The sequence below is a fragment of the Microvirga sp. HS2 genome, assembly GCF_055792805.1.
The window spans coordinates 75973-89786 of sequence record NZ_JBVVAJ010000009.1 but is presented as its reverse complement, the minus strand read 5'-3'; the positions used below and the strand labels follow the sequence as shown (position 1 = coordinate 89786).

At 58.6% G+C, this 13814-nt stretch carries 11 protein-coding genes; 2 read left to right on the top strand and 9 right to left on the bottom strand.

Features of this window, described 5'->3' with window-relative positions; all coding sequences use genetic code 11:
- Positions 1 to 4: 4 nt before the first annotated feature.
- From ACS5Q0_RS10650 to ACS5Q0_RS10630, 5 genes are all read right to left on the bottom strand, one after another.
- Positions 5 to 826, bottom strand: a complete 822-nt coding sequence (locus ACS5Q0_RS10650) for a class I SAM-dependent methyltransferase (RefSeq protein ID WP_473126602.1) — start codon at positions 824 to 826, stop codon at positions 5 to 7.
- Entirely contained in the window at positions 823 to 3120 is a 2298-nt protein-coding gene (locus ACS5Q0_RS10645; RefSeq protein WP_473126601.1) for a glycosyltransferase family 2 protein, read from the bottom strand. Before ACS5Q0_RS10645 ends, ACS5Q0_RS10650 begins: the two co-directional genes overlap by 4 nt.
- A 28-nt stretch (positions 3121 to 3148) precedes the next feature.
- Positions 3149 to 3889: a calcium-binding protein gene (locus tag ACS5Q0_RS10640; RefSeq protein WP_473126600.1), complete on the bottom strand. Its 741-nt coding sequence runs from the start codon at positions 3887 to 3889 to the stop codon at positions 3149 to 3151.
- A 412-nt stretch (positions 3890 to 4301) separates the two neighbouring features.
- Positions 4302 to 5690 (bottom strand): HlyD family type I secretion periplasmic adaptor subunit, encoded by a 1389-nt coding sequence (locus ACS5Q0_RS10635; protein ID WP_473126599.1) that lies wholly within the window; start codon positions 5688 to 5690, stop codon positions 4302 to 4304.
- The gene (locus tag ACS5Q0_RS10630; RefSeq protein ID WP_473126598.1) at positions 5687 to 7417 is read right to left on the bottom strand and encodes a type I secretion system permease/ATPase; all 1731 of its coding nucleotides are present in this window, start codon (positions 7415 to 7417) and stop codon (positions 5687 to 5689) included. Before ACS5Q0_RS10630 ends, ACS5Q0_RS10635 begins: the two co-directional genes overlap by 4 nt.
- 325 nt (positions 7418 to 7742) lie before the next feature.
- On the opposite strand from ACS5Q0_RS10630, the gene ACS5Q0_RS10625 reads away from it, so the two are divergent.
- Entirely contained in the window at positions 7743 to 8297 is a 555-nt protein-coding gene (locus ACS5Q0_RS10625) for a MarR family transcriptional regulator (RefSeq protein ID WP_473126597.1), read from the top strand.
- Positions 8298 to 8757: 460 nt separating this feature from the next.
- On the opposite strand, the gene ACS5Q0_RS10620 is transcribed toward ACS5Q0_RS10625, so the two are convergent.
- The 4 genes from ACS5Q0_RS10620 to ACS5Q0_RS10605 form a co-directional block, all read right to left on the bottom strand.
- Positions 8758 to 9483, bottom strand: a complete 726-nt coding sequence (locus ACS5Q0_RS10620) for an amino acid ABC transporter permease (RefSeq protein ID WP_473126596.1) — start codon at positions 9481 to 9483, stop codon at positions 8758 to 8760.
- Positions 9484 to 9538: 55 nt separating this feature from the next.
- Complete coding sequence (locus tag ACS5Q0_RS10615; protein WP_473126595.1) at positions 9539 to 10390, bottom strand: substrate-binding periplasmic protein; 852 nt, start codon at positions 10388 to 10390, stop codon at positions 9539 to 9541.
- Positions 10391 to 10586: 196 nt separating this feature from the next.
- Positions 10587 to 11777, bottom strand: a complete 1191-nt coding sequence (locus ACS5Q0_RS10610; RefSeq protein ID WP_473126594.1) for a mandelate racemase/muconate lactonizing enzyme family protein — start codon at positions 11775 to 11777, stop codon at positions 10587 to 10589.
- A gap of 35 nt (positions 11778 to 11812) precedes the next feature.
- Positions 11813 to 12577, bottom strand: coding sequence for a GntR family transcriptional regulator (locus ACS5Q0_RS10605; protein ID WP_473126593.1), 765 nt, complete (start codon positions 12575 to 12577; stop codon positions 11813 to 11815).
- A gap of 182 nt (positions 12578 to 12759) precedes the next feature.
- Here ACS5Q0_RS10605 and ACS5Q0_RS10600 point away from each other — a divergent pair, with 182 nt between their 5' ends.
- Positions 12760 to 13800 (top strand): succinylglutamate desuccinylase/aspartoacylase family protein, encoded by a 1041-nt coding sequence (locus tag ACS5Q0_RS10600; RefSeq protein ID WP_473126592.1) that lies wholly within the window; start codon positions 12760 to 12762, stop codon positions 13798 to 13800.
- The last annotated feature ends 14 nt before the right edge of the window (positions 13801 to 13814 follow it).

Genomic DNA, 13814 nt, shown 5'->3' with positions numbered 1-13814 from the left:
CGTTCTACTCCGGCTTCACAGCGACGATAATGTCCTGGTAATGGGCGCTCTCAATGCCGCGCCAATGGCCGAAGCTGACGCGCTGGATTTCAAGTCCTGATTTCTTGAGAATGCCCTGGACGATGCCGTTGTCGAAGCCGATGGCCCCCAGAGGAGCAGCCGGATCGGCGATCCACGTGCCGGAGTCTCCGCCCTTGAGAAATTTGGGGCGGGCATTCGGGCGTGAGAGATCGGCTGGCTCAACGAGAAACGCGGTCAGGAAAATGCGGCCACCGGGGACCAGGAGCCGCATGATCTCGCTCGCATAGGCTGCGATCTCGGCCGCCGGCAGATGGGTCGCGACCGACACCATGGTCACGAAGTCGAAATGTGCATTCGGGAACGGCAGGACGACCTTGTCACCGCTGATGGCGCCGCCGGGGTTGTAGAGTTCATGCGCCACGTCCACACGACAGAAGCGGAAGTTAGGATAGGCGGAAGCGATATTCTGAACGCACCATTGGATTCCGTCGTTGACGGGGTCTACGCCCTCGTAAAAGGCTGACTTCGCGTCCAGAAATTGCGTCAGCGGAACGGCCATACGGCCGATACCGCACCCGATATCAAGAACACGATCTGTTGGCTTCAGCCCGCCGATGCGGACATAGTGTCCAAGATACTCAAGTCCGATTGCCCGATAGTTGCCGTCGCCAACAAAGACGTTCTCCGGAGACGGTTCCGGCAAGGTTTCGTTGCGGGCGATCTCGTCCATCAGCTGTGTCAGGTGTGCCTCCGAGTCTCCGACTAGGGTGATTTCGTTGGCGCTGATGTCGAACTGGGCATTCATATTGCTGCGTTCCTTGTTCTGCGTGGTCGTCCAGCCTGCATGATCGACGTCATGAGATCGCCCCAGCGCTCCGTATGAAGCGCGCAGTTGTACTGCCAGGCGATCCCACGCATGTATTCGCTGTTGAGAGACATCGACTTGCGCTCCAGATGATAGAGCTCGATGTCGGGCGAGTAGGCGATCTTACGATCAGTCATGGTGATTTTGAGGCACAGGTCGCTATCCTCGTAGTCTCCGATGACATAATCCTCGGTGAAGCCACCCACTGCCTCGAAGACCGACCTGGGCGTAACGATGCAAGCGCCCGTTACCGCAGGAACAAGACGATCCTCGCACGCCGGTGCATAGTCGCGAGGCATGCCCTTATGAAAATGCTGGTTAAGCCAGCGGCCGCGATGGTCCTTCGAAAAGTACATTCCGGCGTGCTGGATCGAACCATCCTCGAACAAGAGCTTTGGGCCAACGGCACCGATCCCGCGGCGTCGCCCGCTGACACGCGCAGCCAGAGCCTGGAGCCAGCCGGGCGCAGCGGGAATGATGTCGGAGTTCACCAGCGCTAGGACATCACCGCGTGCAAGTGAGACGCCGACATTGTTCGCGCGCGCATAGCCGCCGTTACGTTCCATGATGGCGAGGATCATGGGAATGTCATAGACTAGGTGAAGGCCCCCAAGCAGGTGTTCAACCTCCTGGGCCTGCTCCGGAGAATCGAGGACGTAGATCAGTTCTGCATTTGACCGGAACCAGGGATCTGTCGCGAAAGACGCGATCTGGAAGCGGAGAAAATCCAACGCTTTGTAGAGTGGGACGATCACAGACACCTTCGGGCGTGCAATTGGGTTGCCGATTGTCTGAACGGTCGGAGCCCCCACGCGCTGCCGCGCCTGATCGTGCAGGCTTGCGATGACAGGAGCGAGGACGCGGGACAACACCGTCTCGTCGACGTGCTGGGGCGGCACGGACCGCAGGGCGGCGGCTCTCGCGTCAACTGGATCAGCGGGTTGGAGACGTGGAACCAACGGATGATAGGCTCCGGACTTGAGACGCAACCGAAAGCGAGGCTGGAGAATCGGGGTCGACAAGGTTCTGGATGGAGCCAGTGCCGCAAATCCTGTCGCGGGCAGCCGCGATTCCTTTGCAGATCCTGCGACCTCTACTGGAAAGCGGTGCAGATGCTGCGTCAGATCCCAGCCTCCCTCCGATGGTCCGAGGGCGTCGATGCCGGCGAAAAGATCGACCGGATCCCGATACCATCCCGTCACAAGCGTCCCGGCTGGCGTTGAAAGAGCACAGACAATCTCGGCCGATGGCGTCGTCAGACGGCTTAGGGCTCGCTTCGGCTGGAGAGGAACACGAAGTTGTGTCTCGAGAGCAAGAGCGCGTCCAGACTCAGAGCGCTCGGCGATGTCGATCAGTAGATGCTCACGCAGACCAGGAGTCGTATGCGCCTGTTCGCGGAACCAGCGCTCGATCGACGGGAGATCGGTGTTCGGTCGGACCAGTTTTCGAACGGACAATCCCTTTGGGCCAATCAGAACAAGAAGAGATTCGCCGGACGGAATGGACGTGGAGTCGACCAGGAGATGGATCATTTCTCTATCTGATCCACGGGTCGCGACCTTGTAAGGACGTTCTATGATTCGGATTGGTCCGTTGACCCCGAGTGCATAGATTGCGTCGATCTTGTCGAAGGCGACGGAAACAGAGGTCCTGAGCAGGACCAGATTTCCGGAAACCTGGGCGACGGTTGTTGCTGGACCAGGATCGGGAGAAATCTGGACAAGGACCTGCCGCAGAATTCCGATGAATGATTTGCTCCGCTGCAGGCGGAACATCACGCTCCAAACGTTGAAGAGTGCGGAAATGAGTGCAATCTGACCCGATACTCCGAGACCGTCGAGCAGATCCTCCGCGTCGACAGTAGGGAGGTCGGATTCGGAGCCGATGACCACCTCTGTCGTGACGCCGAGCGGTCCGGTGACCAACTCCAGAGGAAGCTCTCCTTCGGCAGGGCGCCGCAGAGCCCATAAAAGTCGGATGCCGCCGCGTGAGTGTGGCAGGCGCAAAGACGCTAAGGGAGAGATCGCCTCACCGTTCGTACTCAGCCGGGGAGAAGACGAGTGGACAGCGTTCGGGACATCCCATGCAAGCAGGACCACATCTCGCCCGAGGCTGGTGACTTTTGGACGTGCGACCCGATCTGTCGTCGGCATCGATTCGGTGACCTCATACATGTATGGCTCTGCCAAGCTGGTACGTAAAAGGTTGATGCCGCGGCTGTAAGACCGCGGCATCTGTCATGACCTGGTCGAGCCGCAGGCCTTACTGAACGTTGAAGAAGTCCGACGGGTTATGAGTGATGTCGTCGGCATCCACGTTGCGGAGCGTGATCGAATCACCATTGCCGAGATCGATGACTGCGTCGTGGCCAACTTGGTGAACGCGGCTGGCGAGATCATCCGCAGTTGCGATATCCGTGCCATTAATCCCCTTCGAGATCTGCAGGATGTCCTGACCGGCCTTGAAGTCGAGTACGACATCGTTGCCGCCGCCGCCGGTGAACACGAACGTGTCGCTGCCGTTGCCGCCGTGAAGGATGTCATTGCCCTCGCCGCCGTTGAGGATGTCATTGCCGTTGCCGCCACGGAGCACATCATCACCTGCGCCACCCATAAGGATGTCGTCGCCGTTGTGGCCCTCGAGGATGTCGTTGCCCTCGCCGCCGAGCAGGATGTCATTGCCGTTGCCGCCACGGAGGTAGTCATCGCCGCCATTCCCCTGGAGGATGTCGTCGCCGTTGCCGCCGAGCAGAGCGTCGTTGCCTGCGCCACCCTGCTGAACGTCGTCGCCATTGCCGCCTTGCAAGATGTCGTCGCCTTCGCCGCCCGACAGCCAGTCATCGCCGTTGCCGCCGAAGAGGGTGTCATGGCCTTCGCCGCCGTACAGCGCGTCGCTGTCATTGCCTCCGAAGATCAGGTCGTCGCCACCATGTCCGAAAATTACGTCGGGACCGTTGGTTCCCTGCAGGTGATCGTTGAAGGCTCCGCCTCCGATGGTCGCCATATCAGTCATCCTTATTGTCTGAACCGAACGAAAGGACTCCGCCCAGTTGTGTCGTTCAACCGAAATGAAGCGCTAGCCGCGCAACGAGAGGAGTCGGACGCGACGCGATCTGCCCAGCGCCGCGATCGACGGCAGAATTCGTAAATTGAAATTGCGTACTTGTAAATATTGAACGTGATGTTTTTAGTTTAACTAGCTAAACAACGGCAATAGAAAGGCAAGAACTACGAAAAACCCCGAGAATTAATAGTATTAAAATACAGTAATATTTCTAAATTCGAACTACTTTGGACGGAATGGCGTAGCCTGGTTTCTGTCGGGGTGCGAGTAGATAGTTTCAGGTGGCCGAGCAGGGGACGCTGCCGACCATCGCGAAGAGGCGGGAAATGCTACGAGACTACGACCAGGTTCTCTACTCTTCCCGGAAGGCTCGATTGAAACTGTCGGTGATGGGCTCGATCAGGTAATCAATGGCCCTTCGTGGCCGATTGATGATGAGGATCTCGGCCGGCATCCCCGGATAGAGCGAGACCGTCGGATTGGCCTTGATGCTCTCAGGGAGAATTTCGGCGCGGGCGACGTAGTAGGGATAGTTCGTACGATCGTCCATTTGCTGATCGGCTGACAGATAGGTGAGCTTGCCGGCAAGTGGTGCCGTGCTGCGATTGTTGTAGGCGGTCAGTCTGATTTGAACCGGGGCTCCCACATGAGTGGAGTCAATATCACGCAAGCCTATCTTTGCCTCGACGATAAGGGGCTCGTTCTCGGGCACGATATCGAGAATCGGCTGGCCCGCTGTAATCACGCTTCCAGGTGTGTGGAAACGGATATTGGTTACGATACCTTTCTCAGGTGAGACCACCTCTATCCGGCGCAGGACGTCGCTTGCTGCGGTCATCCGCTCCGTTGTGTCAGCGAGTTCCAGCTGAGCGGTCTGAATGTCGGCGGCAACCTGTTGCTGGAAATCGTTGCCGAGGGACAAAATCTCAAGCTCCGCCTGAGCTTTGGCCTGCTCTGCCTTTGCTTTGCGTGAGGCGAGTTCTCCAGCCTGTCCGACCAGTTGGCTCTCGCGGGTTTGCATCTCTGTCAGACGTGGTCGTGGGGCGTAGCCTTTCTCAACCAGGCTCGCGATGGCCTTGAGTTCGCGATCGAGCAATTCGGACTGCCGGGTATTGGCATCGGTTTGCGCCTTCACGGCCTCAAGTTCCGCAACCTGCTGTGCGATCGTCTTGCGCTGGATATCTACCTTGCGCTCGAACATCTCGCGCCTGGCGATGAAGAAACGACGCTCAGCGGTGAGGATGTCCGCAGCCGTCGGCCCGCCGGTTGCCTGCAGATCTTCCGGGAAGGTCAGATCCTCGGCGCCTGATTGCTCTGCTCGGAGGCGAACGAGACGCGCCTCCAAGCCGATCCGCTTTGAACGCAGCTGCTCAAGCTCAGCCTTGGCACGGGTATCGTCCAATCGGAGCAGAGCCTCGCCCGCCTTTACGGCCTGTCCTTCGTGTGCGATCAGCGCCTTCAGGATTCCGCCTTCCAAGTGGCTGATCGTCTTCCGTTTGGAATCCACAACAACGGTCGCATTGGCAACTGCGGCGCTGTCGAGTTGGGCCGCGAAACTCCACGTCAGGAGACCGCCGATGCCGAGGAAGATTGTGGCCAAACCGGCGATGACCGGTACCCGGTAGGATGGCTCGCGAGGCTCTTCCTCCCGGAACGCCTCCGTCCACGACTTCAGTTCGCCGACCAGTTGCGGCGAGGTAGGGGTTCCCTGTCTTCTGATGAGATCAACGGCTTTCGTCATGAGTTCCCCCTCAGGGCGGTCACTGCCTTCGCGGGTTTATCGCCGGGAGCGATGATGCCGGCGATCGCGTTGCGGGGCCCGAACTGGGTGATCTTGCCATCCTGCAGGACCATGAGCTTGTCGGCCACCTGCATAACGGAAGGACGATGGGCGATCAGGATGATGATCGCCCCGTCTGCCCGCATAGCCTCGATGGCACGAATCAAAGCGCGCTCACCGTCCGTGTCCAGGTTGGAGTTTGGTTCGTCGAGAACGATGAGGCGGGGCCTTCCGTAAAGTGCACGAGCCAGTCCGATCCGCTGCCGTTGGCCACCTGAAAGAACATAACCTCCATCACCGATGTGAGTGTCATAGCCGAGAGGTAGCCGCCCAATGATATCGTGCACGTCGGCAAGACGGGCTGCCTCCAAGACGAGACGCGGATCGGCATCCCGCATGCGGGCGACGTTGCTTCGAATCGTTCCATCGAGCAGCGAGACACTCTGCGGCAGATAGCCGACCATGTCGCCGAACGAGCTGCGCTCCCACAGAAATACATTGTTGCCGTCGAGATAGACGCCACCTGTCGTCGGCTTCGTGACGCCGATCAGGAGACGGGCGAGAGTGGACTTGCCTGCGCCTGATGGGCCAGCGATGCCGAGCACCTCGCCAGGAGACAGCGAGAAGGACAGGCCCTTGAGCACAGGCACGTCTGAACCAGGCGGAGCATAGACAAGGCGATCGACGGTCAGCTCCCCTTGCGTGCGAGGGGTCGGCGTGGTTTCCCGCTTCGGCGCCTGATTTTCGAGAAGATCCTGCACATTCTTCCATGCTGCCATCGCAAGGACCCACTGACGCCAGCCGTCAACCATGGAGTCAAACGGCAAAAGCATGCGCCCCATGATGATGCTCGATGCCACCATCGATCCGGCGCTGACTTCCTGATTGATCACCAGGATCGCGCCGGTGGATAGAACCGCAATCTGCATCAGATAGCGACAGGTGCGGGTGACGGACGAGAGAGCCCGGCTGCGGCGGGTGGTGATGTCGAGCAGATCCTGCGTTTGAAGCTGATGCCTGCGCCACCTACGGGCCAGAGCGGGCAGCATGCCCATTGCTTCGATTGCTTCCGCATGACGAAGGCTGCCACTGATCTCGGCAATGTTGCGGACGGATGCCTCGTTGGCCCGCTTCATGGCGCGCCGCGTCAGGAAGTCGGAAAGCAGACTCAGAGCCAGAATGATGGTCGCGGAGACGAGGGCGACAAGGCCGTACAGCCAGTGGAGTGAAAAGAGAACGGCGAGGAAGATCGGGGCCCAGAGGGCCTCGAGCGGAACGCTGATGGCATTTCCGACCACGAACGCACGGATGTCGTTGAGCTCGCGAATGGCTTGGCCCGATTGCGAGACTCCATGCATGACCGAGGCTGAAACTGCAGCCTGAAGGACGGGAAGGTTCAGCTTCCGGACCAACTTGCTGGCCATCACCTGGTATGTGAGCGCCCGCACATAGTCGAGAATGCAGAAGATCGCGAGCCCGATGGCGGCAACGATAATCAGCATGATCAGCGTGTCGGTGCTCTGGCTGTTCACAACACGGTCATGCACTTGCAGCATGAAGAGAGGGACGGTCAGCTGAAGGACATTAATGATCGCGCTGAGAATGGCAGCATAAACCAAACCTGTGACAAACGCCTTACGTCCTTGGTGGATGAGTTCCGCGGCTTCGAGATTCGCCGTCTTCTTCATGCGGTCAGCCTCCAAAGGTGGCTTTTCGTGGACATACCTAAATTTCGCCCCAAAGTTATCGGAAGGGAGTTATCGCTCATATTTCGAATAGCGTCTACCCAAAAAGTATGAACGATAAAATAAAACTTACGATGATTCAGGAATTTTATCAGTAAACAGGTAGAGAAGTATTGAACTAATGCTTTGAAATGCAGAGTCTATTGAAAATAGATCAATTTTAGTTCGAATTTTGAACTAATTTATTTACTAACATAGCGGGTATATTATGCATTAGAACGCATCTTGCCTGTTATGCAAGGCAGAACGAGAAGAAGCAGTGATTGAGATGAACGCGTCGCAAAAAGAGTACTCGGATGAGGAGAGCGCATTCCCGGCGCTTTCGGACGATGCCGGTTCCCTTGGTCCGGAACCTGTCGGCATTACGCATATCGAGATTGTGCGGGTCATCGAGCGGCTGCATCGCCGCTCGCTTGACCTCATCCGAGCGGATCTGCTCCAGGCCGGAATCGACGAGCTGAGCCCATCCCAGGTCATGATGCTCTTCACGATTGGTCCAAGCGAGCTGTCGGTGCGCGATCTGATTGAGCGCGGCTACTATCTTGGCTCGAATGCCTCCTACAGCCTCAAGCGCCTTGTCGAAACCGAGTATGTCATTCGGACTGCCTCGGAGAGAGACCGGCGCTCCGCTCGCATCCGGCTCTCCGAAAAGGGACGCCAGCTTTGTGACATGATCAGGCAAATGGATCGGACCTATCATAAGCTCGTCACACGAGACGACGCTGAGGTCCGTGATCTCGACGTGACATTCCGAACCCTCAAGCGCTTTGAGCAGGTATGGAGCAACGCAGTGCGCTACCGTGGCATTCAAACGGACGAATAATGCCACTAAAATAAAACTGTGTTGCAGCAGCTTGGACAGGGTGGAGCGAGCAATATCCTTCCGGCGACAAGACGGACACCTTTATCCTGTCTGACGTCCTGTAGAACGGCCCGAACCGACGACTATTGCCTTGATGGCCCCATCAAGGGAGGGGGCTGCGATACAACCGCTTGAACTGAGCGATACGGGATGGAAGCTGAATGCCGATCTCGCGCCCGGGGCTGGCCGACCGGCGTCGAACGCTGGCGGGATCGTCGGCAGGTGGTGAATAGGTTGCCGAGCAGGATCGTGCGGGCGCAGTGAACGTTCTTGTTATGATGAACGGGTCCCTCCTTGCTGGAGGGGGGATCTGCGGGGCCGGATCGGTCACCTCGATGACCGGACACGACCGCCCGAGAGTTAGTGTGCGGTGCTCGTCGTCAGGCAGGCACGCACAGACACTTTGTTCCCTATGCTCTCGTCAGGTTGGCTGGTCCCGGATTTCCGGAATCTTCGATGAGGGTGATGGGACCTGAGAAGAGGATGCGCCCCAACCAGAACGTGCTCGTTCCTCGAGCTTTCGGACGAACAGAGCTGCAGGATAGCTCACCGCAAAATAAAGGACCCCGGTGACTGTATAGACGGTGAAATATTGATAGCTCCTTGCCGATATGATTTGCCCTGTAAACATAAGCTCTTGGACTGTGACAACCGAGGCAAGCGCGGTATCTTTGAAGAGCGCGATCAGGTAGTTTCCCAAGGCTGGCAATACGATTCTGAAGGCTTGAGGGAACACGATCAGTCTGAACGCGAGGAGAGGAGACAGGGCGAGGGAGCTCGCAGCTTCGATTTGACCACGCGGGACGGCTTGGATTCCGCTGCGATAAACCTCGCTCATATATGCAGCGTAATTTGCTGTCAGGCCGATGACGGCCGCCGTAAATGGCTCAAGGCGCACACCAACGCTCGGGAGAACGTAATAAATATAAACGAGCTGAAGGATCAGAGGCGTTCCCCGGATAAACTCTACATAGAGACTGACCGGCAGACGGATCCAGCGCGTTCGTGACAACCTCGCAAGGGCAATCGGTATGCCAAGGATCCCGGCCAGAATGATGACGATGAGGGTGAGAAGGACAGTGGTCAGCAGTCCTTTGAGAAGGACATCGCCATAGTCCCGAATAACTGAAGTGTTTAAAAGATCCATTCTCGGCTCTCGATTCTGCCTGCTCCTCTGGAGGAGCAGGCAGACCATGACTGGGTCAGAGCGGGAAGAAGAACAGATTGCGGTTGGACAACCCGTATTTCTTGAGAATTGCTGAAACGGTGCCGTTGCCTCGAATTTCGGCAAGAGCCTGCGTGAAGGCAGCGCGCAAGGTGCAGTCCTCCTTGCGGAGGGCGTAGCGTGCATAGCCGTAACCGTACTTGAAGATCAGTTCGTCCGGAACTTTGACATTGCTGACGATTTCGATGGGCGCCGACTTGTTCGCGCTGAGGAATTCGAGCACCTTGACGTCGTCTTCAACGATGGCGGGAATGCGCCCGGTCGTGATCCCGGCGAACTCTTCGGCATCCGTCTGGAAGGCAACGACATCCGCGCCGATTTTCCGCAGATACTCGTCGGCGGCTGAGCCGGCGATTGCGCCGATCTTCTTGCCCTTGAGCATGTCGAAAGAGGTCAGGTTCTCGGGGTTCCCTTTCTGAGTGACGATAGCGGGTCCATACCACCAAGCGGGTCCAGAGAAGGACACGACCTTCAATCGATCCGGCGTTATGTGGATATTGGAGGATACCGTGTCGATTCGTTTCGACAGGAGAGCAGGAATGAGTTGCCCGAAAGGCGCAACCTCGTACCGGATCTTCGAGACTCCCATCCATTTCAGTGCGGCCTCGTTGATCTCAACATCGAGGCCACTTGCCTTGCCAGAGGCTGGATCGAGGGAGGTGTAAGGAGGGGAAGGCGAAATTCCCAGGGTTATGCCGTCCTTGATCGCTTTCTGATAGGAGCCGTCGCCGCAGGCGTCGAATAGCGGCGATGCTTCATGCTGAAACTCCTCTGCACCGGCAGTCGTAATGAAAAGGCTCAGGGCGAGCCCGATGGCTGTTCTCCACATGGTTTGGCTCCTCCGACGTTTTCTGAATGGCCGGTTCCCGGCTTCTTGGTGTGATGCACGGCTGTCGTATCCTTCGGCGCAACATTCAATTCCAATTGGCGCCTCATGGCGAGGCGCCGGGGACTTCTGCCTTCAGGCCATCCGGCCTAACTCTTTCGAGCATGATCAAATGGATTCCGGGTTACCCTCGGCATCTTCAGAGAAACAGCGGTGACGAATCCGGAACGAACTTCCTGATTTTTTCGCGGTCGATCTCAATGCCCAAGCCGGGCTGGTCCGGGATCGCCAGATAGCCTTCATGATCGAGCTCAAACGGTTTCACGAGGATGCCGTCGACATAGGGACTGCCGCCGATGAACTCCACGAGATCGACATCGGGAAAGGCTGACGCCATCTGCAGATCGGCGGCGACTCCAAGCGCGGTATTCCAACCGTGGCCAATATACTTGACACCGAATTCCGCCGCCATCCAGGCGATCCGTCGCTGCTCACTGATGCCGCCGACTTTGGTGACGTCCGGCTGCACGATGTCGAACGCGCCGCGAGTGAACCATGGAAGGAAAGCCTGGCGGCGGGTCAGTACCTCGCCTCCGGCGATCGGGACTGGGCTCACTCGCCTGAGATGGCAGAAGTCATCGAGCGCATCAGGCTTGAGCGCCTCTTCGAACCAGCCGACATCGTAGTCTTTCAGCATCTCGGCGGTCCGCATGGCCCATTTGAGCCCATGTGGCCAGTACGCGTCACTCGCACCCGCATCCACGAGCAGCTTGTTGTCCTGTCCGGCGGCTTCTCGCGCAGTCCGGACGATGGCTTCATCGAGTTTCGTATCGAGCGCCCGTCCGAAGGGACCCCAGCCGATCTTGAACGCGCGGAAGCCCTTCTCACGGTATTCGGCGATGACATCGCCCATTCGCTCCGGCTCTTCCATGAGAAGAGAGCAATAGGGCTGGGCCCGGCGTCGATAGGTGCCCCCAAGCAAGCGTCCGACCGGCATTCCGGTGGCCTTACCCAGGATATCCCAGAGAGCGATATCGATGCCGCTGATGGTATGGGTGAGCGTTCCGCCCCGGCCCATCCAGAACGTATTCTGGTGCAGTTTCTCGGTGACGCGCTCGGGTTCGAGCGCATTCTCGCCGACATAGAGCGGCTCGAGGACTTTCAGCCCGGCCTGGACGAGACGACCATCGGTGAAGGCGCTGCCGAAGCCTGTGACGCCTGCGTCCGTATGCACGGCGATGATGGCATGAATCGAGTCTTCCGGTTTGATCTCCGCCGACCATCCGCCTTTCGGGCTTTCGCCAAAGAGGGGGGCTGCCTCAATGGATCGTATCCTGATCGGCGGAATTGCCGTCGCATGCTGTGTCTGGCCGGTCGCTGTCTCTGCCATAGGGATGCCTTGTTCTGGAGAGTAAGAGAACGAGATCAGCTGTTGTCGTCGGATTCCCGCTCTGCCCGGCGCCGGGCAATGAGGCCGATGAAATCGACAGCATGGGTCTGAATGTTGATGTGATCGTCGAGAGCCTTGGTCATCGCCTTCAGGTCGCCGGTCTCGAAGACGCGTACAAGGGTTCGGTGCTCTTGAACGATATCGGCCATGTTCTTTCCGAGCGTTGACAGACCCACGATGATAGTGAGCTGACGGGACAGCATTTCCCAGAGATCGCAGATCACCTCGTTCCCACTGAACTGGCACAAGGCCCGATGAAAGGCGGTATCGGCATTCGCGAGCCCATAGGCATCCCCCCGCGCTCCCATCAGCTCGAGTTCGTCGATATGCCGATGCAGGAGCTGCACCTCCTGCGCGCCGTTGCGCCCTGCCACGATGGCTCGCGTTGCTGCGGCCGTTTCCAGGGCGACCCGCGCTTCGATCAGATGGTCGATCCGCCCCTGTGTGACGGTGCGCAGGCGAATTCCCTTATAAGGCTCGTTTACGACGAGGCCCTGGCTCTCGAGGATCCGCAGCGCCTCCCGCACAGGCACCCGACTGATGCCGAGACCCTGCGCGAGTTCGGCTTCGACGATCCGATCCCCGGGGAGAATGCGGCTTGATGCAGCCGCCGCAACGATCTCGTCGATGACCATGTCGACCAGCGTCCGAGGCTTCAACGGCCGCCAGCCATTGTGCATGGCGGCTTCGGGGCGCTGCTGACTCGGCGCTTCTCTTAAACTGGGCTTCGTCCTGGTCATTAATCGGTTGCTCATGATTTCCAGCAGGGCCGAGATCCGCAATTGAACATCACGGATCCGTTAGCTGCCTCTCCGTGTGCGTCTGCCCCAAAGAGCTGGCCGGATCAGGATGGCCATTGACATGTCGTAGGATTGTATACCAACATACGATTAGCAAGACAAGATCACTCGAGGATGAGGCAATGGCCAATGACGAGCCCAAAAGCCGAATTCAACATGGGATCGATTTCGAAAGGGCTGGGCGCCAGGCCGGCTATCTGCGGGCACCCTTGTCTCGCAACACATCGGGGTGGGGCACGGTTGAGATCCCCATCGTCTGCGTGAAGAACGGCTCGGGGCCGACGGTGCTGTTCACCGGCGGTGTTCATGGAGACGAATACGAAGGTCTGATCGCGGTCTCGGACCTTGCCCGAACGCTGGACCCCGGGGCCATTCAGGGGCGCATCATCATGCTCCCCGCGGTCAACGTGCCGGCCGTCTTGAATGACACGCGCTTATCGCCCGTTGACCACCGCGATCTGAACCGCTGCTTTCCGGGAAATCCCCGCGGAACATTCTCGGAGATGTTGGCCCACTTCATCGACACGGTCTTGCTTCCGCTCGTGGATGTCTCCGTCGACGTTCACACCGCCGGGCATTCCATGGAATCGGCTCTCTCGACCAATATGCATTATCTGCCTGATCCATCGATGCGCAGGCGCACGATGGATGCCGCAGCAGCCTTTGGAGCGCCGTTCAACGTGGTGTTCTGGGGCGTTGACGAAGGAGCAACCTTGACCTCTTCCGTCGAGCGTCGTGGCATCCTGTCTCTTGGGACGGAGCTCGGGGGATGGGGGCGTGTCAACGTCGACGGCGTGCGCATTGGCAAGCGGGGCCTGACCAACGTCCTCAAGCACCTTGGCGTCATGGAGGTCAGGCCGGACACGTCTCAGCGCGACGGATCGCCCGGGACGCGCCACATGATGGTGCGCGATCAAGACTGCTATCTCTTTGCCCCGGCGGGCGGCGTCTTTGAGCCGCGGCATCTCGCGGGAGCAGCCATCGAAGAGAACGATATCGCGGGGTACCTCCATTTCGTCGAAGACATCGACCGCGCGCCGGTCGAGATTCGCTACCGCCGATCAGGCGTGCTCTGGATGGCATCGGGACCGGGCCGCGTGCAGCGCGGCGACGTCGTCGCCGTGGTGATGAACGAGTACGACGACGCGCTCACAGCCGTATGAGGCTCGGCCGCGCG